The following is a 20,211-nucleotide window of genomic DNA, read 5'->3' as shown; positions in this document are numbered from 1 at the left end:
AGCTCCCGTGGGGCGCACCCCATTCACGCAGTTCTCTTTTCTAGATCAGCTCGCCAAGTGTCGAGGAGGGAAACAGTGACACCCAGGTCGGCCGCGATCGCACCAGCCTGGCCGTCGTACATCATCTCAAGCTCTCGATACTCGCGCGGATCGATGAGTAGCTCGGCGGCGTAGAGGTCCGCGCGGTGCTCGTAGCGCGGGTGGTGGCCGGCAGGGGCGCCATGCGCGGCATGCCCGAGCTCATGGGCGAGCGTGTGGACGCGGTTGCGTGGGCCCAGGGTGGGGCGCACCACGATCAACTGCTCGTCGGGGAACCACCCGCCGAGGTCGCCGGGGCGAAGCCGGCGCCCGCGGTCGTCCTCGACGCGTAGACCCAGGCGCTCGGCGTGCTCGAGCAGTTTAAGCTCCAGGTCCGTAATCGTCATCACCTTCCTCCGGCTCCACTTCGCGACGATTCGCAGCGTAGGGCAGCGAGTCGACATCACCGTCGCGAGTGTTCGAACGCCGCGCCGCTAGATCATCTTGGCCCAGTGCAGATTGCGCGAGGCCCAATTTTTCGCTCGGGCTCAACGTGTCCTCAGCGAGGCGGTAGATCAGTTGCTCCTGGGTTGCTGTCGATAGTGAGGTGCCGTCGCTGTCCATGAAGTCGAAGACGTCGTCCCGGGTGAGGTGGCCGAGTTCTACGAGCAGTTCGACGGGGTTGATGGCGAGGGCACGCGCTACCTGAATTGCATCGGCCGCGTCGAGACCTCGGTTCATCCGGTCGTTGGCAGCGTTTCGCGAGATGTGGAGGGCGTCGGCGATTTCCTGGGCGATAACGCGTCGGCCGGCCATGCTTCCGAGGATGTTCTTTACGTCTGCTGGGGTTGTCATGAACTTCACCTTAATGCACAAAAAACTTGTCAGCAAATGGGGAGAACCTGCATATATGACATGCCGGGTGCCCCTTTTTAAATCCTCCTCTTGTCATTTTCCGATGATATGACATACGATGTTGTCATTCCGAGCACGAAAGGAGGGAAAGTGACAATGTTCCTTATCAGTTTGGACGAGTTGGACCGCATCAAGCGACTGAATCATCTCTACACAGCAGTCGACCTTGCGGACCGCACAGGACTGTCCCGGAACACCTGGAATACAGCGATGAAAACGCGCCGGCCTACGCCCCAAGTTCTCGAGGCTCTCGCCCGACTTGGCGCCGACCCCACGCGCGTCCTCGTTCGTGCAGACGAATACATCGCCGCTTAGCGGCACCCAAAGACTTTTCCGCTCCCGGCAGCAGTCAGGCCGGTGAGCACGTTGATTGAAAACTCGATAGTGAAGCACCAAAACCTTTATGGAGGAGGTCCCCACCGCTCACCAGCGGGTGATGTGGGGCCAATGATGCCGATGGTAAGGCGTCTAGTCCGAAGAGATACAGGCCCAGTCGACTTGTCCTGGGCAAGACACGTCTCGTGTCAGGCACCCACCTCATCGGTGGAGGTACCGGTCGGACGATAAACACCAGCCCCGCTAGCTCAACGGAAGAGCGGCCGAGTCCTAATCGGCAGGTTCCAGGTTCGAATCCCGGGCGGGGCACCAGGGGTGGGTGGTGTCCGCAAGAGGTTCGCCGTTCTCTACCTCTTGCACCCGCGCATTCAAGGCAGCATCTGCAGGCTCGGCGTATGACCTGCGGCACTACTCGCCTGCACCATCCACCCCGCCAAAACTGTCCACCAGAGAGGAACCCACCTATGGACCCCATCACTGCCCAGCTGACCATTCACCAGATTCTCGACGTGATCTGGCCAATCCTGCCACCACAGATCTTGGAGCAACTCGCCTATGTCTAAACACACAATCGACGGGCTCACCATCGAAGCCAAGCCAACAGGCATCCACCTAAGCACGAACGATGCGCACGAAATCGTGATCCCCCACAACTCCGTGCGCATCGTCATCGCAGCTATCGAGACTGCAGCCGGCTAGAACACCACAGCGGCTGCCGGCTCACCTGACGGGAACTGCTCACCGCGCAGCGCAAACTGCACATGCTCGCTCAAGTTCAACGTCACAGCCCCGTGATTTGACTGCACCGTCACCAAGCCTGGGTACTTACCTGCACGAAGCCGAGTTACGACCTGGACAGAGCTCTCATCTTCTGCCAGGTAGTACTTCTCGCCTCCGTACTCAATTCGGTAATTCATTCCTGTTCACCTCCTTCCTGGGGCCGGTAGCCCCGAAGAATGAGTGAACCACGACAAAGGCCCCCGCTGTGCTGCAACCACAAGCGGGGGCCTGTTTTTTGGCCTCAAGAAAGGAAACCACCCATGAGTCTACGCACCATCATCTGCCGCCGAAAAGACCGGCACCACAAACCCCGCCCGTTCTGGATGTGGTGGGGCCGATGAACCACCGCATCACCACCAAGGAACTGCTCGACATGGTCGAAGCAGCCACCGGCACCCGCAAACTCGTGCTGACCGTGCCGGAGTTCGCCCAACTCGCCGGGCGTGATTACGACGAAATCCGCAAACGCGCCGGGCAGGACATTCCCGCGGAGCGTGACGGCGACCGCGGACGCTGGCGAATCCCCATCCAAGCCCTCAAACCATTCCTGGAAGGAAGGTGCGCAGCATGACCGACATCTTCAAAACGACACTCGCTACTCCACAGGTCGCCCGGTGGCAACACGAAGGCGTCGAGTGCGCCATCCACTACGTGCCGAAGTACGACATCAGGAACGGCTACTGCTTCATTCCTGACGGCCACCCCCTCGAACAGTCCGACGTCTGGGACGACCCGTTTACCTTCGACACACTGCTCGACGTCCACGGTGGCGTCACCTTCGGGCCTGAGAAAGCCGAGGGTGGGCACGTGGTCGGTTTCGACACCAATCACTTCCGCGACTACTCCGCGATCTCCAACCCGTACGGGCGCCGGTGGTCCATCGATGACGTCATCGAGGAGACGAACCGCATGGCCGCGCAGATCGCGAGAGCAGGGGAGCGTGCCGCATGACGGATATTGCTTCCGCTGTCGGTGTCCTGGACCAGGAGGTCGAGTACACGCACCGGCAGGCCGCGCTTGACGTCGTCGGCTTCCTGCTGATGGTCACCGTGCTGCTGATCGTTGGGGGGTGCCTGCTGTGACGCACCTAGCTGTTTGGCTGCTGCTCCTGCTGTGGCTGGTGCAGTTCATCGCGTGGCGCCGCGAAGTCGTCGCCCGCGAAAACCTCGAACTGCGCCTGCAGAAACTGCACGCCTACTACTCGATCACCGCGCACCCCGCGCTACGCAACCGCCCCGCACCCGACTGGGTGAAAGACCTCGAAGGAGACACCGATGAGCCTCACCAACGATGAAATGACCGCCAAGTTCAACGAGATCATCGACGACACGAAGAACCTCGCTGAACTGCTGATGGCCGCTTACAACTCGATGCGCAAGGAAATGCTCGACCACGGAGCACCGCGCGAACTCGCCGAAGACGCCGCAGAAACCCACGTGCGCACCATCCTGAAGGAAATGCTGAAGGACAACCAACGATGAGCAACGAGAAACTGGCCCGCCAGTGGGCGGAGTCCCGTAATCCGAACAGTCTGTCGGAAGACGCCCGTGCAGCCCGCGAATACATCCTGGCTACCACCACGAAGCCGACGATGGCGGACGTGGAGTGGGACGATAAACACTTCCTAGCCGGTGCAACTCTTGACACGGAAGAGAGCGCGGAAGAAATGGTCATGTGTGGCTTCACCCGTGACGGAGAGATTTACGTTGTGGAGCCGAACCCGGGGCGCGGTAAGCGCGGCTACTGGCCTATGCCGGGTGACCTCACCCCGAACGGCAAACGGTACGAGCTGGTGGAGGTCACGGAACACCCCGAGCACCTGGTCGACGAAGATGACTTCAAAGACGCACCGGAGGGCACGATCGTCGCCTCCGACGGCTACCTATCGACCCCGCTGGTCAAGCGCTACGGCAAGTGGTGCCGCGACCGTATCGAGTTCACCGCAGAAGAGCTCGATGCAGTTGCCGATCAGCTCCGCGTGTTGCGGTGGGGGTGGGGCGAGTGACTGACTGGACCAAACCACAACACTTCACCCTCGAATCGTTCTTCCGCCCCGGAAGAAAACACTGGCGCGTCAAAAAAGGAGGGTTCGGATTCTGGGAGGTCTACGGACCGCACATGATCTGGCCTGAAGCGCACTTCAGAACCATGGCGGAAGCCGTCGAATACGCGGACCGCCGCGCCCGCGAAAAGACTATCGTCCTGCCCCGGCCCGCGGTGAACGAGACGGACAAGATCGCGTTCGACTTCACAAAGTGGTCCGGCCTGGACTATCACCCCTGCATGGACGACGTCGCCATCTACCAAAGCGCGAAAGCATTCGACATGCACAACACGATCCCCCGCGCGCATTGGCGCCCGTTAGGTCTCGCGCTTCTCGCCCTCGCAGAAATGGAGGACCGTGATGGCTGCTGATCATGCCCGCATCGCGGAGCTCCTGGAGGACCTCGATGGCGCGACCACGCACCATGCGCGGTGGGTGGTGCTCGAAGCGCTCCGGGCGCACGCGGAGCCGATGGCCCGCGAACTACTCGCACCGGACGTACCCGCACCACTCACCGCAGCCAACGGAAACCCCGTATGGCGCGCCGACAACACCCTCATGGTCACCCGATACCCCGACGGTGAGATCGCCATGCTGCTCAACCCGAAGCAGGAAGCGCGCTACACCCCGCAAACCGCACGCACACAAGCAGCGCTACTGCTCGCCGCCGCCAACCACAAGGAGGCACAGCATGGTTGACCCCGACGCCCAGCGACTCCGGTGGGTGGAACGCCAGGCAGGCGTCTACGACAACGACGACGATCACGACGACGAAGAACAGGAGACCCCAGATTGGATCGCGACTTCCTCATAAAAACACTTCGCCGGTTCGTCACCGGCAAGAAAATCCCCACCGCCCAGCTCCAGCACCTGGAGGAGGGCGGTTTTATTTGCGCCACCGACGACGGCAAACACCACCTCACCAAACACGGCGCACTCACCATTGAAAGGAACCCGTAAATGGCTTGGATGACGAAAGACCTCGCCCTCGATCTCCTCGCGATCCTCATCGGCGCGACGGAGAACGCCTTCAACACGATCAAGGACGCGCCGGATGGTGATTGGCCGCCAGCAGTCGCGCAGCAGCCTGCCGATGCACCCGAGAAGCAGGCGTCGGCCGACGCCCCGGAGGAGCCGAAGCCGGATACCCCACCCGCAGCAGCACCGCATCAGCAAGAGACGCCCGCGCCGAACGCAAACGAACAGCTCGTGGAGGCGAAGAACCTGCTACAGGGCATCGTCGCTGCAGGGGGCCGCGAATGGGTCACCGGCACGCTCCTGCCGCAGTTCGGTGTCGCGAAGCTTTCCGACGTGCCGGCCGACAAGCTGCCGGAGCTCATTGAGACCGCGAAGCAGAAGAAGCAGAAGAAGCAGGAGGAAGGACAATGACCGAAGACCGTTACCTCAAGGCGTACGACCTCGACACACACAAGGACGTCACGTACGACCTCGAGACCTACAACCCCATCGAAAAAGCACCAGAAGGTGGATGGACGCACGAGGACCGCGATGCACTCCAGCGCGCGGCAAGCACGCGGAGTTACCTGATCTTCGCCCGCACGAAAAGCGACAAGGTCTGGAAGATTGAGCGTCCGCCGTTCAACGCGAAATCCATCCCGCTCAATGACCCACGCACACCACCGCACGGTGGGAAGCAGCGCCTCAAGTACGAGGAGCTCGAGTCCCTCGGCACCTGCTCAACCATCAACGACAACGACGACCAGGCGGACACCGTCGAAGCGACCGTGGCCAAGACCGAGCCGGTGGCGCATGCGGAGCGCGACCACGCACTTCTCTCCGCGTCCAGCGCCCACCGCTGGATCAACTGCACCCCCGCGCCCTACCTTGAGGCGCAGCACCCGGACAGCACATCCGACGCAGCAGCGGAGGGCACCGCAGCCCACGAACTCGCCGAACACAAACTCCGCCAGCACCTCGACCTGCCCACCACCCGGCCGGTGTCGGAGTGGGACAGCGAGGAGATGGACGACTACACCGACCAGTACGCCGACCACGTCATGGCCGAACTGCAACGCGCCCGCGAGGTAGACAAGGCAGCGTTCCTCGGCATCGAGGAGCGACTGGATTTCAGCCACATCGTGCCGGAAGGTTTCGGCACTGGAGACACGCTCATCGTCTCCGACGACACCCTCACCGTCGTGGACTTGAAATACGGAAAAGGCGTCGAAGTCAGCGCAGTCGGTAACCCGCAGATGCGCCTGTACGCACTCGGCGCACTCGCCACCTACGGCGCCATCTACGACGTCCAAACGGTGCGCACCGTGATCTTCCAGCCCCGCCTGGCGAACATCAGCACGGAGGAAATCAGCGTCGATGAACTCACCAAGTGGGCGGAGAACACCGTGCGCCCCGCCGCCGAGAAAGCCATCGCCGGCGAAGGCGAACTCCGCGCGGGGGAGTGGTGCCGGTTCTGCCGGCATGCCGCACAATGCCCCGAACGCGCACGCGAAATGTTCGCCCCAGTGCCCACCACTGCGGAGCACGTGCCGGCAGCCCCCGACCCGGACACCCTCACCGACAACCAGATCGCCACGATCGTCGCCCACTCCGGCGAACTCAAAAAGTGGCTCACCAAGGTCGAATCCTTCGCCCTGGCACAAGCCAACGAAGGTCGCGCCTACCCCGGTCTGAAACTGGTGGAGGGCAGGTCGGTGCGCAAGTACACCGACGAAGACGAAGTCGCCCGCGTCGTCGAAGCAGCGGGGGAGGACCCGCACAAGCCGCGCGAGGTCCTCGGCATCACCGCCATGACCAAACTCCTCGGCAAACAACGCTTCGAGGAGCTCCTCGGCGACTACGTCCACAAGCCGGAAGGCAAACCCGCCCTGGTGCCCGAGTCGGACAAGCGGCCAGCGCTCACACCCGTCAGCGCCGACACCGTCTTCGGACACATCGAAAAAGGAGCCTGAACCATGCCCATGTTCGAGGATGACCTGCCCCCGGGCAAGCAAATCCTGAGTGAGTCCGACCCAAGACGGGTTTCGCTCACCGACAAGCTACTCGCCGCAATCGCGGACGAGCTTCACCAGATCAACCAGCACATCGAATACCGAAATCTCTAGCCCTTTAGGAGGCACCCATCATGGCACTGACCGACCGCAACGTCACCGTCCGAGGCCGCCTGTCCTTCCCCGACCTGTTCAAGGCCCACAAAGCCAACGACCAGGCAGCCCCGAAATTCGGCGCCACCCTGCTCATCCCCAAGAGCGACACCGCCACCATCGCAGCCGTCCAAAAAGCCATCGATGCCGCAGTCGCAAAGGGCGTCAAAGACGGCAAGTTTAAGAACACCATCGACCCGTCCAAGACCAAGTCCCCGCCACTGCGCGACGGCGACAGCCTCACCGACTCCGGCGAGCCCCGCGGCTCCGAGTACGCCGGACACTGGTTCATCTCTGCGAAGTCCCCCGAGTCCCGCCCGCCGATGGTGGTCGACAAGCAGCGCCAGCCGATCTTCAACGAAGACGACATCTACCCAGGCTGCTACGTCTACATGGCCCTGGAGTTCTACCCGTACGAGAACACCGGAAACAAGGGCATCGCCCCAGCACTCATCGGCGTGATGTTCGACGCGGACGGGGAGCGCTTCGGCGACGCCCCGCTCGAGGCAGAGGACGTCTTCGGCATGGTCGCCGGCAACGGCGGTGCCGCAGCGTCGTCGGATGATGACTGGCTGTAAATGGGGCCGCGCAGCCCACACGAGGAGATCACCCGCGACCTGAAAGCAGCCCGGGCCCGCATCACCACCGCGCGCCGGGCGCTCGCAGGTCGCGACACCTACACGAAGAGCACCGGCACCAGCGGCCATGAGGACGGGCTGATCGAGATCAACGGGCAGCGCTACCTCCCCATGCGCCGTCTGCTCGGCTTGCCCGACCCGCCTGATTGGGGCCACCGCATGCTGCGCTACCACCTCGGCACCGCCTACCTCATCAAAGCAGCACAACACCCCGACTTCGACGTGAAGTACGTGCCGGACGAACTGCGCGGCATGCTGACCCACCCCATCTACGACCATCCGGCCACCAACCGGGAGCTCGTAGCGATCATCACCACCTACTCCACGAAGTAGACACCTATCGGCCCCTGCAGCATCACCGCGCGCAGAGGCCTCCCCAATCTTCCCCTCACAACTCAATACATCCCCGACCCCGGCAGAAAGCGAGGAGTGGCCCCCATGAAAAACCGCGAGCTGAAAATCAGTACCGCTCCGAGCAAAACATCTGCCCGGTGGACCAACACGCTCACAACCCTCCAAGACCTCACCGCCCGCGCCTACGACCCCGCAGTCGTGGACTGCACCGTCGCCGAATACGAAAAACTCCCAAAGGGGGAGCGGGACAAGCGCAAGGACGTCGGCGGATTCGTCGGCGGACACCTCAAAACCGGCCGGCGCCGCAAAGGCCACGTCCTCGCCCGCTCCCTGGTCACCCTCGACCTCGACAACCTCCCCGCCGACATCGACCTCGCCGAGGTGCTCGCGGACACCCTGCCGTACACATGGCTCGCCCACACCACACTCAGCCACACCACCGACAACCAACGCTGGCGCGTCTGGGTGTGGCTTACCCGCGACGTCACCGCCGACGAATACGGCGCCGTCGCCCGCCGCATCGCCCAAGACATCAACCCCGGACTCGACTGGTTCGACCCGTCCACCTTTGAGCCGGAGCGCCTGATGTACTGGCCGGCCACCCTCACCGACGGCGACTACCACGTCGAAGTCAGCTCCAAGAAGGACATCCTCAACCCCGATGATTTCCTCGCCCGCTTCGACGTATGGCAAGACGTCACCACCTGGCCCGGCATCACCCCCGACCAAGCCAAGGCATATCTGGACCGCGGGAAGCTCGACGACCCGCGCGACAAACCCGGCATGCTCGGCGCCTTCAACCGCGCGTACCCCATCACCCGCGCGATCGAAACGTTCCTGCCCGAGGTGTACAAGCCCGGCACCACGAAGGACCGCTACACCTACACCGGCGGCACATCCTCCAACGGCCTGATCGTCTACAACGGCGGCTTTTACGCCTACTCGCAGCACGCCACCGACCCCGCAGCCGACGGCCACTCCCACAGTGCGTTCGACCTCGTGCGCATCCACCGCTTCGGCGACCTCGACGCGGACACCACCGCCAGCACACCAGCAAACAAGCGCCCGTCGTATGTCGCGATGATGGACCTCGTCAACGACGACCCGGGCGCCCGCGCCGAGAACGCGAAAGCCACCGCCGCGATGATCGACGAAGTCTTCCAACCGATCACGAGTGATGGCGACGACGAACCTGCAGGTGAAGCCCAACAGTTTCACGAAACGAAACAGTTGCCAGAAGAGGACGCCGAGGCAGGGGAGAAGCCGACCTCCAGCAAGGACTGGCTCCTCAAACTCGAAACCAAAAAAGACGGCGGCTTCAAAGACACCATCGGCAACTTCGAAAAGATCCTCACCCACGACCCCCGCTTCAACCACATCGCCTGGAACAGCCACGCCAGCCAACTCGAAGTCCAAGACCCACAAAAACTCCCCTGGAAACAGGTGAAACCAGGCTGGACCGACAACGACGAAGCACGACTCAAAACCGAAATCGCCCGCACCTACGGCGGACTCTACGCACCCACCAAAATGAACGACGCACTCCTCTCCACCGCCAGCGCGCGCGCCTTCCACCCCGTGCGCGACTACTTCAACAACCTCCTGCCCTGGGACGGAGTAGGAAGACTCGACACCCTGCTCGTGGACACGCTCGGAGCCGACGACACCGACTACGTCCGCGCCGTCACCCGCAAAACCTTCGTCGCCGCACACCGCCGAACCTTCCAACCCGGCTGCAAATTCGACCACGTCCTCACACTCGTCGGACCCCAAGGGGTCGGAAAATCGACCATCTTCGCCCGCATGGCCGGCCAGTGGTTCTCCGACTCGCTGACCATCACCGACATGAAGGACAAGACCGGCGCGGAGAAACTGTTGGGCAACCTCGTCGTGGAGCTGTCCGAGCTCGCCGGCATGCGCAAGGCTGAGGCGGAGCCGGTGAAGGGCTTCATCTCGCGGACGGAGGATAAGTTCCGCCCCGCCTACGGCAGGGTGGTGCAGACCTACCCGCGCCAGTGCATCATCGTCGGCAGTACGAATGCGGACGAGGGTTTCCTGCGCGACACCACCGGCAACCGACGCTGGTGGCCCGTACACGTGACAGGGGAGGGCTGGCTCGGCAAACCCCACGACCTGGACCAGCACACCATCGACCAACTCTGGGCAGAAGCACGCGCACGCGACCTCGCAGGTGAAGACTTGTTCCTCACCGGTGAGGTGCTCGAGGTTGCCGAACATATCCAAGCCGAATCCGTTGAAGCGGACGACCGCATCGGCATCGTGCAGGAGTACCTCGACAAGGTCTTGCCCCCGAACTGGGACGGTCTATCGCTCAACGCGCGGCGCGTCTGGCTCGAGGACGGCACACTGCCAGACCACCTCCGCGAGGTCGGCATGTGGGACCACACGAAGCAGCGCACCACCGTCTCGAAGATCGAAATCTGGTCGGAGTGCTTCGGCCGCGACCCGGACGCAATGCGCAAAATCGACTCGCACGAGATCACCGCGATCATGCAGCAGGTCGACGGCTGGGAAGACACCGGACAACGGCAGCACCTTCCAATCTATGGACGCCAACGCGTTTACAGGCGCGCGCATGTTCGAGTGGCCTAAACGGCGGGACAAAGCCGGGACAAAGCCGTTCTGGACTTTGTCCCACGCGGGACAAACGGGACAAACTCAAAACTTTGTCCCGCACTTTGTCCCACACCTGGCACGGGGCGTGAGCCGGGGAAACACTGATTTTGGGACAAACGGGACAAAGTTTTTACCTAAAGAGTTTGTGGGCGTTTAGAGGTGCTTATGTCCAAAACTACAGACACGCCGCCTAAACCGAAGACCTAAGTAGAAGCGTTGTCCCGTTTGTCCCGCAACGCCCAGAAACGGAGCCGAAAATGTTAGAACGTCAGGTCGAACAAGCACTGGTCCGCGAGGTCCGCAAACACGGCGGAATCGCCCCAAAATTCACCAGCCCCGGAACCGCCGGCATGCCAGACCGAATCGTCATCCTCCCCGAAGGACGCATCTGTTTCGTCGAACTCAAACGGCCCGGACAAAAACCCCGCCCCATCCAAACCCGCCAAATGGACCGCCTCACCCAACTCGGCTGCATGGTCCGCACCATCGACCACCCCAACCAAATCCAGGAGCTTATCGATGAAATACGTACCGCATGACTACCAGCGGCACACCACCCAATTCATCATCGACCCCCCCGAAGCCGCCATCCTGTTAGGAATGGGCATGGGCAAGACGATCTCCACCCTCACCGCCATCGAAGCCCTCAAAAACGACTACTTCGACATCGACAAGGTGCTTGTCATCGCCCCGGTCCGCGTCGCCCGCGACACATGGCCCGCCGAGATCGAGAAGTGGAACCACCTCAAAGGGCTCACCGTCAGCCCCATCATCGGCACCGCGAAACAACGCGAAGCAGCCGCCAACCGTCAAGCGGACATCTACACCATCGGGCGAGAAAACATCCCCTGGCTGGTGAAGCATCACGGCAGCCGGTGGCCCTACGACATGGTCGTCATCGATGAACTGTCCAGCTTCAAAAACCCACAGGCAAAACGCTTCAAAGCCCTAAAAAAAGTACGCCCCAAGATCGCCCGGATCGTCGGGCTTACCGGCACCCCAGCACCCAACAGCCTGCTGGACATTTGGGCGCCGTTCCGCCTCATCGACAACGGCCAACGTCTCGGCCGCTTCATCACCCACTACCGCGACCAGTACTTCTTGCCTGACAAGCGCAGCGGGCAGGTCATCTACTCGTGGAAGATCCGCCCCGGTGCGGACCAGGCGATCTACGACAACATTGCCGACATCACCGTTTCCATGCGCACCACCGACTACCTCACGCTGCCGGAGGTCACCCGCCAGCACATCGAGGTCACCCTCGCCCCGAAGGAGCAGAAGATGATCGACACTCTCAAGCGCGACCTCGTCCTGGACCTCGGCGACGACACCATCGACGCCGCCAACGCCGCCACCCTGTCGCTGAAGTTGCAGCAGCTTGCCGGCGGAGCGATCTACAACGAGGACGGCACTGGCGTCATCGTTGTCCACGACCAGAAACTTAAGGCGCTGGCGGAACTGGTGGACCAGGCCGACGGCAACACCATCCTGGTGGCCTACTGGTTCAAGCACGAGCGTGACCGCATCCTGTCCACAATCCCCGGCGCGCGCGTCCTGGACACCACAGAAGACTTCCAGGACTGGAACGCCGGTAAAGTGCCAGTTGGGCTGATCCACCCCGCATCCGCCGGCCACGGCCTGAACCTCCAAGCTGGTGGGCACATCATGGTGTGGTTCACCACCCCCTGGTCCCTGGAACTTTATGAGCAGGCGAACGCGCGCCTGAACCGGCAAGGACAAACCGAGCCGGTCAGCATCATCCACATTGACACCGCCAATTCGATCGATCAAGACGTGCACGCAGCCTTAGCGCGCAAGGACACCACCCAGTCCGCACTGATCGCCGCTGTCGCCGCCGAGCTCGACCACGCAGAGAGGACCGCAGCATGACCACCCCCGATGAACTCGCCCACGCGGCGAAACGCCTCGCGAACACCTACGCCACCCTCGCCGAACTTAAGTGGGCACCCGAGCGGCCCCCGAACGTGAAAGTCATGCGGTCCCAAGACGGGCCCCGGTCGCCGAGTCCAGACAACGACCGCGCCTTCAACCTCGAGTACGAGCTGGAGCGCGAAACACCAGACGAACGCGTGCCCGGTGGACTCCGAGCCATGGCGCGCGACGCCCTCGGCTACACCACCGCGCGGCGCCACATGCCCGGCGGGCACGGCTACTGCGACGACCACGTCACCCCCGGAATGCTGTGCGCCCACATCGCGCGCCACGCCCAAGAAATCGTTGAACACTTCCCAGCAGCCGAAGAACTCGCCGAACTACTTGTCGACCAGGACCGGTACCTCACCCGGCGCGTCCACAACCACCGCGGCGAAACCCTCAAACCCCTACCGGTGGACACCGTCGCCACCGGGTTCGGTACCGCCGCCGACCTCGCCCCGATCGTCTCCGCCGCCGTCGGACGATCATTCACCCGCGACCAGATCCGGTACTGGGGCAGAAGCGGGCGCGTCACCCCGTACACCACCGCCGACGGCACGACGCACTACCGGCTCGGCGACCTCATCGAGACAGCGCGCGAGTACGCCGACAAGCGCGTCAGCCCTTGACCTATTTCCGCGACCGTATGCTATGCTGACGCACGAAAGACCTGTCACCACGTGGCGGGTCTTTTTTCATGCCCAGGTTTCGACGGCACACAACCCTGGGCACCCAAGTTCTCTGTGGTGTAACCGGCAGCACAGCAGACTCTGAATCTGCAGGTCTTGGTTCGACCCCAGGCAGAGAAGCAAAACCATTCCCTCTGGTGTACCGGCAGCACACCGCACTTTGACTGCGGAGGACGTGGTTCGACACCAAGGAGGGAAGCAACGAACAGCAGGGGAGGTACACCACCATGAGCATCCCCGAATGGACCGGCAGACGCCGACGTGAAGTCACCGCCGACTTCAAAACCAAAAGCCAAGCCGCAGACGCCCACTGCTGGCTCTGCGAACAACCCATCGACTACGCCGCACCGGCTGGCACCACCAACGCCTTCGAACTCGACCACTTCTACCCACGCGCCGACTACCCCGAACTCACCTGGGAAGAAACAAACTTCCGCCCCGCACACTGCGGCTGCAACCGCGCCCGCGGCAAACGCGACGCACCCACAGCCATCGGACCCACAACAATCAATTGGTGAACACCAACCATTGGGGGTAGGGGGGTAAAAATCACAACCACCCTGGTCAACGGCCAATGAGGGGGCGGGTGAGGGGCCTCTCTCCCCACGTGAGGTGGCGCCCCATCGCGCGCACGCGCGCGCGGAGAAAGGAGTGATGGTTTTGGCGACGTTGGAGGACGCTGTCCGCTCGGCCGTGGCCGCGGCCGGCGACCATATCGAGAAGAAGGACCGTGCTGGTGTGGAGCTGGCGTTGCGGTATGCCCGGGCGATTGATGAAGCTGGGCTCGAGGGTGGGCAGACGCTGACGAAAGCGCTCTATCTGGGGCCGCACCTGTTGAACACGCTGGTCGAGTTGGGGCTGACCCCTGCGAAGCCGGTGAAAGTTGAACATCAGGGTGGGCCGGAGACGGCGAAGGTGATGGACGAGCTTGGCGCGTTGAGGAAGCGGCACCGTGGCGGGGCGTAAGGGGAACCCGGAACCGCGGATTTTCACTCCTCCTCTTGTTGAGTTGACGCCGGAGACGTCGCTCGGGTTTGAAGCGATTGAGTTTTGTGAGTCGTTTCTCGGGTTGACGTTGCGCCCGTGGCAGAAGTTTGTGCTGATTCACGGCCTGGAGCTGGATATGCGCACGGTGCCGGGCAGGCCGGAGTTCGACTCGGATACGCCGGAGCGGCGCCTGTATGACTACCGGTTCCGGCAGGTGCTTGTGCTGGTGGCGCGTCAGAACGGCAAGACCGTTGTGATGGACCTGTTGGGGTTGTGGCGGCTGTTTTCTGATGGTGCGTCGGAGATTTTGTCGTCGGCGCAGAACTTGTCGAATGCGGAGCGGTCGTTGAAGGACGCGTTCAAGATGGCTGCTCGTAATCCGACGTTGGCGCGGTATTTGCCGTACAGGATGGAGCGTGGGAATTGGGTTCCGTACATGCGCCAGGCGAACGGTTCCAATCAGATCGAGTTGTCGACGGTGCCGCCCGGTTTAGAGGGGGTGCTCGATATTTCCGGCGCGATGCCGTCGTGGTACGTCATCGCCGCCGGCGGAGCTGGCCGCTCGTTTTCGGCCGACCTCGCAATGCTCGATGAGTTGCGTGAGCACAAGAAGTCCGACATGTGGGACGCGATTGAGCCGACCACGAGGGAGCGTCCGCGTAATCAGATCTGGTCGTTTTCGAATGCGGGTGATGTGCGCTCGGTGGTGCTTCGGCGTCTGCGCAATAACGCGTTGAAGGCGATCGAGGAGGGCACGACCGGGCGCGAGAAGCTGTGTTTGATGGAGTGGTCGGCGGAGCCGGAGCGTTCCATTTTCGACCCGGAGGGGTATTTCGAGGCGAACCCGTCGTTGGGGTGGGGTAATTCGACGGTGGAGGATATGGCGGCGCTTGCGCGCGCTGCGCTGGACCCGGAGGACGCGGACGCGGACGAATCGTCGTTTCGCGCTGAGTACCTGTGCCAGTGGGTGGAGTCGCTGGAGCCTGGCAAGTTCACCACTGCGCAGTGGGAGGTACTGGCGGACCCGCTCGATGGGCTGCCGGAGGGCACCGAGGTGCATGTCGGTATCGACTTGTCGTTGGAGGCGCGCAAGGCGCATATCGCGGTGGCGTTCGAACGGCCCGATGGGCTGTGGCATGTCGAGGTGGTCGCGTCGCGCGTCGGGTACTCGTGGGTGCCGGACTGGCTCAACGCCCGCCGTGGCGGGTGGTTTGACGGCACGGTTGGTTTGCAGTCGACGGGTAACGCTCCGGCGACGGTGCTCGTGCCGCTGCTTGCGGAGGCCGATATTCAGATTGCGGAGTGGCGCGGTGCCGCGATGACCGGTTCGGTGCTGGCGTACACGTCGGCGATTCGTGACGGGCAGATCCGCCACCCGGGGCGCGCGGCGGGGTCTGATGTGCCGACGTTGTTGGAGGCATCGGCGGTGGGGGTGAAGGACCGCAAGCTCGGCGACGTCGCTTTGTGGGATCGCGATAAGTCGACGGGTGATGCGTCGCCGTTTATCGCGACGAACGTGGCGTGGTGGATGGGGCACCGCGTCGAGGACACGTTCGTGTCCGCCTATTCGGATGAGGCGTGGGACGACGAGTCGGAGGAAACAGATGTGCCGCTAGTCGACGGTGACGGTGGCGATGAGGACGGTCTGCTGATCGTGTGAGAGGAGGTGGCCTGATGGGCCTGTTGGAACGTTTGGGCCTGGTGCGCCCCGCCTATGTGCTGCCGGAGCCGGACTTCGACCCTGGGCTGGCGCTGTTGGATTTGGCGGCGGCGGTGCCGAAGTTGTCGGTAGAGCAGCTGTGGCATCAGCAGCCGCACTTGCGCACGGTCACGAGCTTCATCGCGCGGATGGTCGCGACGGTGTCGCTGCACTGCTTCGAACGGCTGGAAGACGGTGGTCGTGATCGGGTGCGTGACTCGTTTGTGGCTGCGATGCTGCACAAGCCGAACCAGCACGAGACGATCTACCGGTTCCTCTACGACTCCGTGATGGATCTGTGTCTGTACGACGAGTTCATCTGGGTGCTCGAGGATAAGCCGGATCGGCCGGACCGGTTCAACCTGGTGAGGATTCCGCCGCGCTGGGTGGTGGACATGGAGTGGTCCGACCCGTGGACGCTGAAACACCTGGTGATCGACGGTGGTAACGGCAAGCGCATCTGGATTAAGGGCGACGATGTTATCCGCATGCACGGGTATTCGCCGTCGTCGGTGCGGTACGGCGACTCGCCGGTGAATGCGCTTCGTACGGTGCTTAAGGAGCAGATCGAGTCCGCGTCGTACCGCGAGCAGCTGTGGCACAACGGGCCACGCCTCGGCGGGGTGATCACCAGGCCGAAGGACGCGCCCTGGGACGGTGCCGCCAGGCGCCGGTTCAAGCAGGCGTGGCAGTCCACCTACGCGGGCGCTGGGTCTGGTGCCGGCGGTGTGCCGGTGCTCGAAGACGGCATGGAGTTCAAGCCGTTCCACCTGTCGGCTGAGGACGAGCAGGTCGTTGAGATGACGAAGTTGTCGTTGTCGACGGTGGCGCAGGTGTACCACATTAACCCGACGATGGTGGGCCTGTTGGACAACGCGAATTACTCCAACGTTAAGGAGTTTCGCCAGTCGTTGTACGGCGACAGCTTGGGGCCGGTGATGAAGCAGATCGAGGAGCTGCTCAACTTCGAGCTGTTGCCGAGGTTGGCGAAGCTCGACCACACGCTGGACCCGGAGCTGGTGTACGTGGAGTTCAACGTCGAGGAGCGTCTGCGCGGCCGGTTCGAGGAGCAGGCTGCGGTCACGTCGACGGCGGTGGGTGGTCCGTGGATGACGCGCAATGAGGCGCGCGTGATGAACAACCTGCCGCGCGTGGCTGACGGCGACGAGCTCATCGTCCCGCTCAACGTCTCTACCGGCAGTGCTGGGGAGGACGAGGCGGAGTTGGAAGCGCCGAGCACTGGGGAGGAATCGTGATTCAGTTCGTGTCCTTTGGCATGGCTAATGGTGATGCCCCGGCGTGTGACGTGCTTATCGACTGTTTGGATTTGCCGGACCCGTCGCCGGTGGTGTTCGACACCCCGGGTACGTCACCTGTGGTTGCTGAGGTGATCACGGAGTCGAACCAGCTGGTGCTGGCTTGGGTGGAGCTTGCGGCGGCGCTGGTGTGGGAGCGGGCGAAGAATCAGCCGTCGTTCACCGTCGCGTTCGCGTGTTCTGCCGGGTGGCATCGTTCGCCGTTCGCGGCCGAGCACGTCGCAGCGGTGGTGCGGCGTATGGGGCTTGAGGTGGCGGTGTGCCACCGAGACCTGGAGGTGATCGAGTGACGGTTCACGTTGTTGTGGGCCCGCCGTGTTCTGGCAAGTCCACGTTCGTCGAAGAGTCCGCCGCACCCGGGGTGCCACGGTTCGACTTCGACCATGTCGTCCGCACCGTGGGCGCGGGTAAATCCACCACTGGCGTGGTGGACACCGCGCTCGCGATGCGGCGCGGGCTGATGGGGTGGCTACTCGACCCCGAAACCGAAGTGGACGAGCTATGGATCATCAATGCTCGGCCGTCCGAAGCCACCATCGAGCGGCTTGTCGGTATTGGCGCCGAGTTCCACGTGTGCGACCCCGGCCTGGACGAGTGCTTGGCGCGGGCGATTCGCGACCACCGTCCGCCAGAAACTGTGGAGCGTATCCGCGCGTGGTACGCGAACCCGCCGGAGATACCCGGCCACCAGATGAAGGGAGGGCCCATGCGGCTCAAAAACTACAGCGCCGAAGTGCGCGTGAAATCCGCCCCCGAAGACGCGGACACGGGCTCCACCGTCGCGGGCCGGATCGAGGCGTACGCCTCCGTCTTCGACACCGTCGACTCCTACGGCGACGTGGTGCGCCGCGGCGCGTTCACGGACACGCTCAAGGAGTGGGCCGACAGCGGCAAAACCATCCCGCTGCTCTACGGCCACAACTTCAACGACCCGTTTATGAACATCGGCGGCGTTGTTGAAGCAGCCGAGGACGAGCGCGGGTTGAAGATCACCGCCGATTTGGACATGGACAACTTGGCGGCTGTGCAGGTGCTCAACCTGATCAAAAAGGGCCGGCTGTCCGAGATGTCGTTCGCGTTCAACTACCGCGACGCCGGGCCTGTCACCGTCGACGGGGAGGACTTCTACGAGGTCCGCGCCGTCGAGCTGTACGAGGTGTCCGTCGTGCCGATCGGTGCGAACCGTGAGACCGAAATTTTGTCGGCGAAGTCCGCACGCGAGCTCTTGACCGCTGTGAAGCAGGCCAACCTCGACGCCGAGACCGAAGCCGCTGTTGTCGACGCGCTCACACGCGCGGCCGGCGACGCAGGTGACGCGGAGGCGTCTCCGCCCCCCACCCCAACCCATGAGGGTGAGGAAGACGAAAACGACGCGCTCGGGCTGCATGCCCGGGCGCGTCTCGCAATTATGGAAAGGATGGGCAAGTAATGCCGCAGTCTCTTATTGAGCAGCGTTCCGCTCTGCTGGCGGAGGCGCGTTCCCTCGTCCCGGCTGAGGGCGAGAAGATGACCCCCGAGACCTTCGAGAAGGTCGAGGACCTTATGGCCAAGCACGACCAGGTCGACGCGGAGATCCGCGCCGCCGAAAAGGCCAACGACCTGATGGAGCGACTTAAGGGTGCGGAGCTGGAGCAGCGCGCGCCGGAGGACACCCCGGCTGATCGTGCTGCAGCGTCGCTGGGTTCCCACTTCGTCAAGCACGGCGGTGACGTGCTGCGTCGCCAGGCGCTCGGCGCGCACATCGAGTCCGCGACCCCGGAGTTTGAGACCCGTGCTGCGGATGATCCGGTGCTGTCTCCGAACGCTGAGGGCTCCGAGCTGGCGAACGTGGCGCCGTGGGCGACTGAGTTCCGTCGCGGCATCGTCAACGCGAAGCGCGACAAGCTCGTCATCGCTGACCTGATGGGTGCTGCCCAGGTGTCTCCGCAGACGCAGACGATTTCCTACCTTGTGGAGAAGACTCCGCGCGTCGCGGAGGGCGGCGCCGCCACTGTGGCTGAGGGTGCGCGTAAGCCGTACGTGCGGTTTAACCTGTTCGACATCGAGTCGGAGAAGATCCACAAGATCGCGGCGCTGACGCGCATCACCGAGGAGACCGCCGAGGACCTGACCTTCGTGCGCTCCTGGATCAACAACCAGCTCACCTACGAGCTGTCCGTGGTGGAGGAGGAGCAGCTGCTTCGCGGCGACGGCACCGGTGCGAACCTGACCGGCCTGCTCAACCGCGAGGGCATCCAGCAGTACGACATCACCGGCGACCTGTTCGATGGTGTGTTCCTTGCTTCGCAGAAGGTGCCGGAGTTCACCGACCTGCAGGCCGACGCTTTGGTGATGAACACCGCCGACTACGTTCGCGTGCGCCTGGCGAAGGACGCCAACGGCCAGTACCTGGCTGGTGGCCCGTTCCAGAACCAGTACGGCAACGGCGGCATCAAGATCAACCCGGAGATGTGGGGTCTGCGCACCGTGGACACCCCGGCGATCGAGCGCGGCACCTACGTGCTGGGCAACTTCCGCCAGGGTGCGACCGTGCTGCGCAAGGGCGGTGTGCGCGTGGATTCCACGAACACCAACCGCGACGACTTCGAGTACAACCTGATCACCCTGCGCGCCGAGGAGCGCCTGGGCCTGATGGTGGAGCGCCCCGCCGCGTTCGTCACCGGTTCGCTTGCTGGCGCGGACATTCCGGGTGTTGCTGCACCGGCTGGCGCTGCGGATGCCTAACGACGAGGAAGGAGAAA

Annotated in this window: 31 protein-coding genes and 2 tRNA genes; 30 read left to right on the top strand and 3 right to left on the bottom strand. The window is 63.1% G+C overall.

Annotated features, from left to right (window positions below; genetic code table 11):
- Positions 1–23 precede the first annotated feature (23 nt).
- A complete protein-coding gene (locus tag HMPREF3120_RS05460; RefSeq protein WP_070451218.1) occupies positions 24–425 on the bottom strand; it encodes an ImmA/IrrE family metallo-endopeptidase in 402 nt (133 codons plus the stop codon).
- A complete protein-coding gene (locus HMPREF3120_RS05455; RefSeq protein ID WP_070451215.1) occupies positions 400–873 on the bottom strand; it encodes a hypothetical protein in 474 nt (157 codons plus the stop codon). The genes HMPREF3120_RS05460 and HMPREF3120_RS05455 overlap by 26 nt, the downstream gene beginning before the upstream one ends.
- Before the next feature lie 156 nt (positions 874–1,029).
- Here HMPREF3120_RS05455 and HMPREF3120_RS05450 point away from each other — a divergent pair, with 156 nt between their 5' ends.
- The 3 genes from HMPREF3120_RS05450 to HMPREF3120_RS12140 all read left to right on the top strand — a co-directional run bounded on the left by HMPREF3120_RS05450 (position 1,030) and on the right by HMPREF3120_RS12140 (position 1,968).
- Positions 1,030–1,248, top strand: a complete 219-nt coding sequence (locus tag HMPREF3120_RS05450) for a transcriptional regulator (protein WP_070451214.1) — start codon at positions 1,030–1,032, stop codon at positions 1,246–1,248.
- A 258-nt stretch (positions 1,249–1,506) separates the two neighbouring features.
- A tRNA-Arg gene (locus HMPREF3120_RS05445) sits at positions 1,507–1,581 on the top strand.
- A 243-nt stretch (positions 1,582–1,824) separates the two neighbouring features.
- Positions 1,825–1,968 (top strand): hypothetical protein, encoded by a 144-nt coding sequence (locus HMPREF3120_RS12140; RefSeq protein ID WP_168156414.1) that lies wholly within the window; start codon positions 1,825–1,827, stop codon positions 1,966–1,968.
- On the opposite strand, the gene HMPREF3120_RS05440 is transcribed toward HMPREF3120_RS12140, so the two are convergent.
- On the bottom strand, positions 1,965–2,186 hold the full coding sequence (locus tag HMPREF3120_RS05440) for a hypothetical protein (RefSeq protein WP_070451211.1): 222 nt from the start codon (positions 2,184–2,186) through the stop codon (positions 1,965–1,967). The genes HMPREF3120_RS12140 and HMPREF3120_RS05440 overlap by 4 nt on opposite strands.
- A gap of 200 nt (positions 2,187–2,386) precedes the next feature.
- Here HMPREF3120_RS05440 and HMPREF3120_RS05435 point away from each other — a divergent pair, with 200 nt between their 5' ends.
- From HMPREF3120_RS05435 to HMPREF3120_RS05325, 27 genes are all read left to right on the top strand, one after another.
- The gene (locus tag HMPREF3120_RS05435) at positions 2,387–2,620 is read left to right on the top strand and encodes a hypothetical protein (RefSeq protein WP_070451209.1); all 234 of its coding nucleotides are present in this window, start codon (positions 2,387–2,389) and stop codon (positions 2,618–2,620) included.
- Complete coding sequence (locus HMPREF3120_RS05430; protein WP_070451207.1) at positions 2,617–3,000, top strand: hypothetical protein; 384 nt, start codon at positions 2,617–2,619, stop codon at positions 2,998–3,000. The genes HMPREF3120_RS05435 and HMPREF3120_RS05430 overlap by 4 nt, the downstream gene beginning before the upstream one ends.
- Positions 2,997–3,131: a hypothetical protein gene (locus HMPREF3120_RS12455; protein WP_256365998.1), complete on the top strand. Its 135-nt coding sequence runs from the start codon at positions 2,997–2,999 to the stop codon at positions 3,129–3,131. Before HMPREF3120_RS05430 ends, HMPREF3120_RS12455 begins: the two co-directional genes overlap by 4 nt.
- Positions 3,128–3,343, top strand: coding sequence for a hypothetical protein (locus tag HMPREF3120_RS05425; RefSeq protein ID WP_070451204.1), 216 nt, complete (start codon positions 3,128–3,130; stop codon positions 3,341–3,343). The genes HMPREF3120_RS12455 and HMPREF3120_RS05425 overlap by 4 nt, the downstream gene beginning before the upstream one ends.
- The gene (locus tag HMPREF3120_RS05420; RefSeq protein WP_070451203.1) at positions 3,324–3,530 is read left to right on the top strand and encodes a hypothetical protein; all 207 of its coding nucleotides are present in this window, start codon (positions 3,324–3,326) and stop codon (positions 3,528–3,530) included. Before HMPREF3120_RS05425 ends, HMPREF3120_RS05420 begins: the two co-directional genes overlap by 20 nt.
- The gene (locus tag HMPREF3120_RS05415) at positions 3,527–4,054 is read left to right on the top strand and encodes a hypothetical protein (protein WP_070451201.1); all 528 of its coding nucleotides are present in this window, start codon (positions 3,527–3,529) and stop codon (positions 4,052–4,054) included. The genes HMPREF3120_RS05420 and HMPREF3120_RS05415 overlap by 4 nt, the downstream gene beginning before the upstream one ends.
- The gene (locus HMPREF3120_RS05410) at positions 4,051–4,464 is read left to right on the top strand and encodes a hypothetical protein (protein ID WP_141739379.1); all 414 of its coding nucleotides are present in this window, start codon (positions 4,051–4,053) and stop codon (positions 4,462–4,464) included. Before HMPREF3120_RS05415 ends, HMPREF3120_RS05410 begins: the two co-directional genes overlap by 4 nt.
- Positions 4,454–4,792, top strand: a complete 339-nt coding sequence (locus tag HMPREF3120_RS05405) for a hypothetical protein (protein WP_070451196.1) — start codon at positions 4,454–4,456, stop codon at positions 4,790–4,792. The genes HMPREF3120_RS05410 and HMPREF3120_RS05405 overlap by 11 nt, the downstream gene beginning before the upstream one ends.
- Complete coding sequence (locus HMPREF3120_RS12450) at positions 4,785–4,907, top strand: hypothetical protein (RefSeq protein ID WP_256365997.1); 123 nt, start codon at positions 4,785–4,787, stop codon at positions 4,905–4,907. The genes HMPREF3120_RS05405 and HMPREF3120_RS12450 overlap by 8 nt, the downstream gene beginning before the upstream one ends.
- Positions 4,886–5,053 carry a hypothetical protein gene (locus tag HMPREF3120_RS12135; RefSeq protein WP_168156413.1) on the top strand — a complete coding sequence of 56 codons (168 nt, stop codon included), beginning with the start codon at positions 4,886–4,888 and terminating at the stop codon, positions 5,051–5,053. Before HMPREF3120_RS12450 ends, HMPREF3120_RS12135 begins: the two co-directional genes overlap by 22 nt.
- Entirely contained in the window at positions 5,054–5,482 is a 429-nt protein-coding gene (locus HMPREF3120_RS05400; RefSeq protein WP_070451194.1) for a hypothetical protein, read from the top strand. It abuts the gene before it with no gap.
- Positions 5,479–7,023, top strand: a complete 1,545-nt coding sequence (locus HMPREF3120_RS05395; protein WP_083284791.1) for a DUF2800 domain-containing protein — start codon at positions 5,479–5,481, stop codon at positions 7,021–7,023. The genes HMPREF3120_RS05400 and HMPREF3120_RS05395 overlap by 4 nt, the downstream gene beginning before the upstream one ends.
- Positions 7,024–7,026: 3 nt before the next feature.
- Positions 7,027–7,176, top strand: a complete 150-nt coding sequence (locus HMPREF3120_RS12130) for a hypothetical protein (RefSeq protein WP_168156412.1) — start codon at positions 7,027–7,029, stop codon at positions 7,174–7,176.
- Positions 7,177–7,196: 20 nt separating this feature from the next.
- On the top strand, positions 7,197–7,793 hold the full coding sequence (locus HMPREF3120_RS05390; RefSeq protein WP_070451192.1) for a DUF2815 family protein: 597 nt from the start codon (positions 7,197–7,199) through the stop codon (positions 7,791–7,793).
- The gene (locus HMPREF3120_RS05385) at positions 7,794–8,186 is read left to right on the top strand and encodes a hypothetical protein (RefSeq protein ID WP_070451190.1); all 393 of its coding nucleotides are present in this window, start codon (positions 7,794–7,796) and stop codon (positions 8,184–8,186) included.
- 105 nt (positions 8,187–8,291) lie between these two features.
- Positions 8,292–10,820 carry a virulence-associated E family protein gene (locus HMPREF3120_RS05380; RefSeq protein ID WP_070451187.1) on the top strand — a complete coding sequence of 843 codons (2,529 nt, stop codon included), beginning with the start codon at positions 8,292–8,294 and terminating at the stop codon, positions 10,818–10,820.
- 281 nt (positions 10,821–11,101) lie between these two features.
- On the top strand, positions 11,102–11,383 hold the full coding sequence (locus HMPREF3120_RS11725) for a PDDEXK family nuclease (RefSeq protein WP_083284790.1): 282 nt from the start codon (positions 11,102–11,104) through the stop codon (positions 11,381–11,383).
- Positions 11,364–12,734: an SNF2-related protein gene (locus HMPREF3120_RS05370; protein ID WP_070451184.1), complete on the top strand. Its 1,371-nt coding sequence runs from the start codon at positions 11,364–11,366 to the stop codon at positions 12,732–12,734. Before HMPREF3120_RS11725 ends, HMPREF3120_RS05370 begins: the two co-directional genes overlap by 20 nt.
- Positions 12,731–13,408, top strand: coding sequence for a MerR family transcriptional regulator (locus HMPREF3120_RS05365; RefSeq protein WP_070451182.1), 678 nt, complete (start codon positions 12,731–12,733; stop codon positions 13,406–13,408). The genes HMPREF3120_RS05370 and HMPREF3120_RS05365 overlap by 4 nt, the downstream gene beginning before the upstream one ends.
- Positions 13,409–13,516: 108 nt before the next feature.
- Positions 13,517–13,588, top strand: a tRNA-Gln gene (locus tag HMPREF3120_RS05360).
- Positions 13,589–13,695: 107 nt separating this feature from the next.
- Positions 13,696–13,986: a hypothetical protein gene (locus HMPREF3120_RS05355; protein ID WP_070451181.1), complete on the top strand. Its 291-nt coding sequence runs from the start codon at positions 13,696–13,698 to the stop codon at positions 13,984–13,986.
- 142 nt (positions 13,987–14,128) lie between these two features.
- Positions 14,129–14,434, top strand: a complete 306-nt coding sequence (locus HMPREF3120_RS05350) for a terminase small subunit (protein ID WP_141739378.1) — start codon at positions 14,129–14,131, stop codon at positions 14,432–14,434.
- The gene (locus tag HMPREF3120_RS05345) at positions 14,421–16,115 is read left to right on the top strand and encodes a hypothetical protein (RefSeq protein ID WP_070451178.1); all 1,695 of its coding nucleotides are present in this window, start codon (positions 14,421–14,423) and stop codon (positions 16,113–16,115) included. Before HMPREF3120_RS05350 ends, HMPREF3120_RS05345 begins: the two co-directional genes overlap by 14 nt.
- A gap of 14 nt (positions 16,116–16,129) precedes the next feature.
- Positions 16,130–17,410 carry a phage portal protein gene (locus HMPREF3120_RS05340; protein ID WP_070451177.1) on the top strand — a complete coding sequence of 427 codons (1,281 nt, stop codon included), beginning with the start codon at positions 16,130–16,132 and terminating at the stop codon, positions 17,408–17,410.
- Entirely contained in the window at positions 17,407–17,760 is a 354-nt protein-coding gene (locus tag HMPREF3120_RS05335; RefSeq protein ID WP_083284789.1) for a RapZ C-terminal domain-containing protein, read from the top strand. The genes HMPREF3120_RS05340 and HMPREF3120_RS05335 overlap by 4 nt, the downstream gene beginning before the upstream one ends.
- Positions 17,757–18,899, top strand: coding sequence for an HK97 family phage prohead protease (locus tag HMPREF3120_RS05330; RefSeq protein WP_070451175.1), 1,143 nt, complete (start codon positions 17,757–17,759; stop codon positions 18,897–18,899). Before HMPREF3120_RS05335 ends, HMPREF3120_RS05330 begins: the two co-directional genes overlap by 4 nt.
- Positions 18,899–20,194 carry a phage major capsid protein gene (locus HMPREF3120_RS05325; protein ID WP_070451173.1) on the top strand — a complete coding sequence of 432 codons (1,296 nt, stop codon included), beginning with the start codon at positions 18,899–18,901 and terminating at the stop codon, positions 20,192–20,194. Before HMPREF3120_RS05330 ends, HMPREF3120_RS05325 begins: the two co-directional genes overlap by 1 nt.
- Positions 20,195–20,211: the final 17 nt, after the last annotated feature.

Source organism: Corynebacterium sp. HMSC11D10, assembly GCF_001806995.1.
Classification (GTDB): domain Bacteria; phylum Actinomycetota; class Actinomycetes; order Mycobacteriales; family Mycobacteriaceae; genus Corynebacterium; species Corynebacterium coyleae.
The sequence above is the reverse complement of the archived record's forward strand: the minus strand, read 5'-3'. Positions and strand labels throughout refer to the sequence as shown.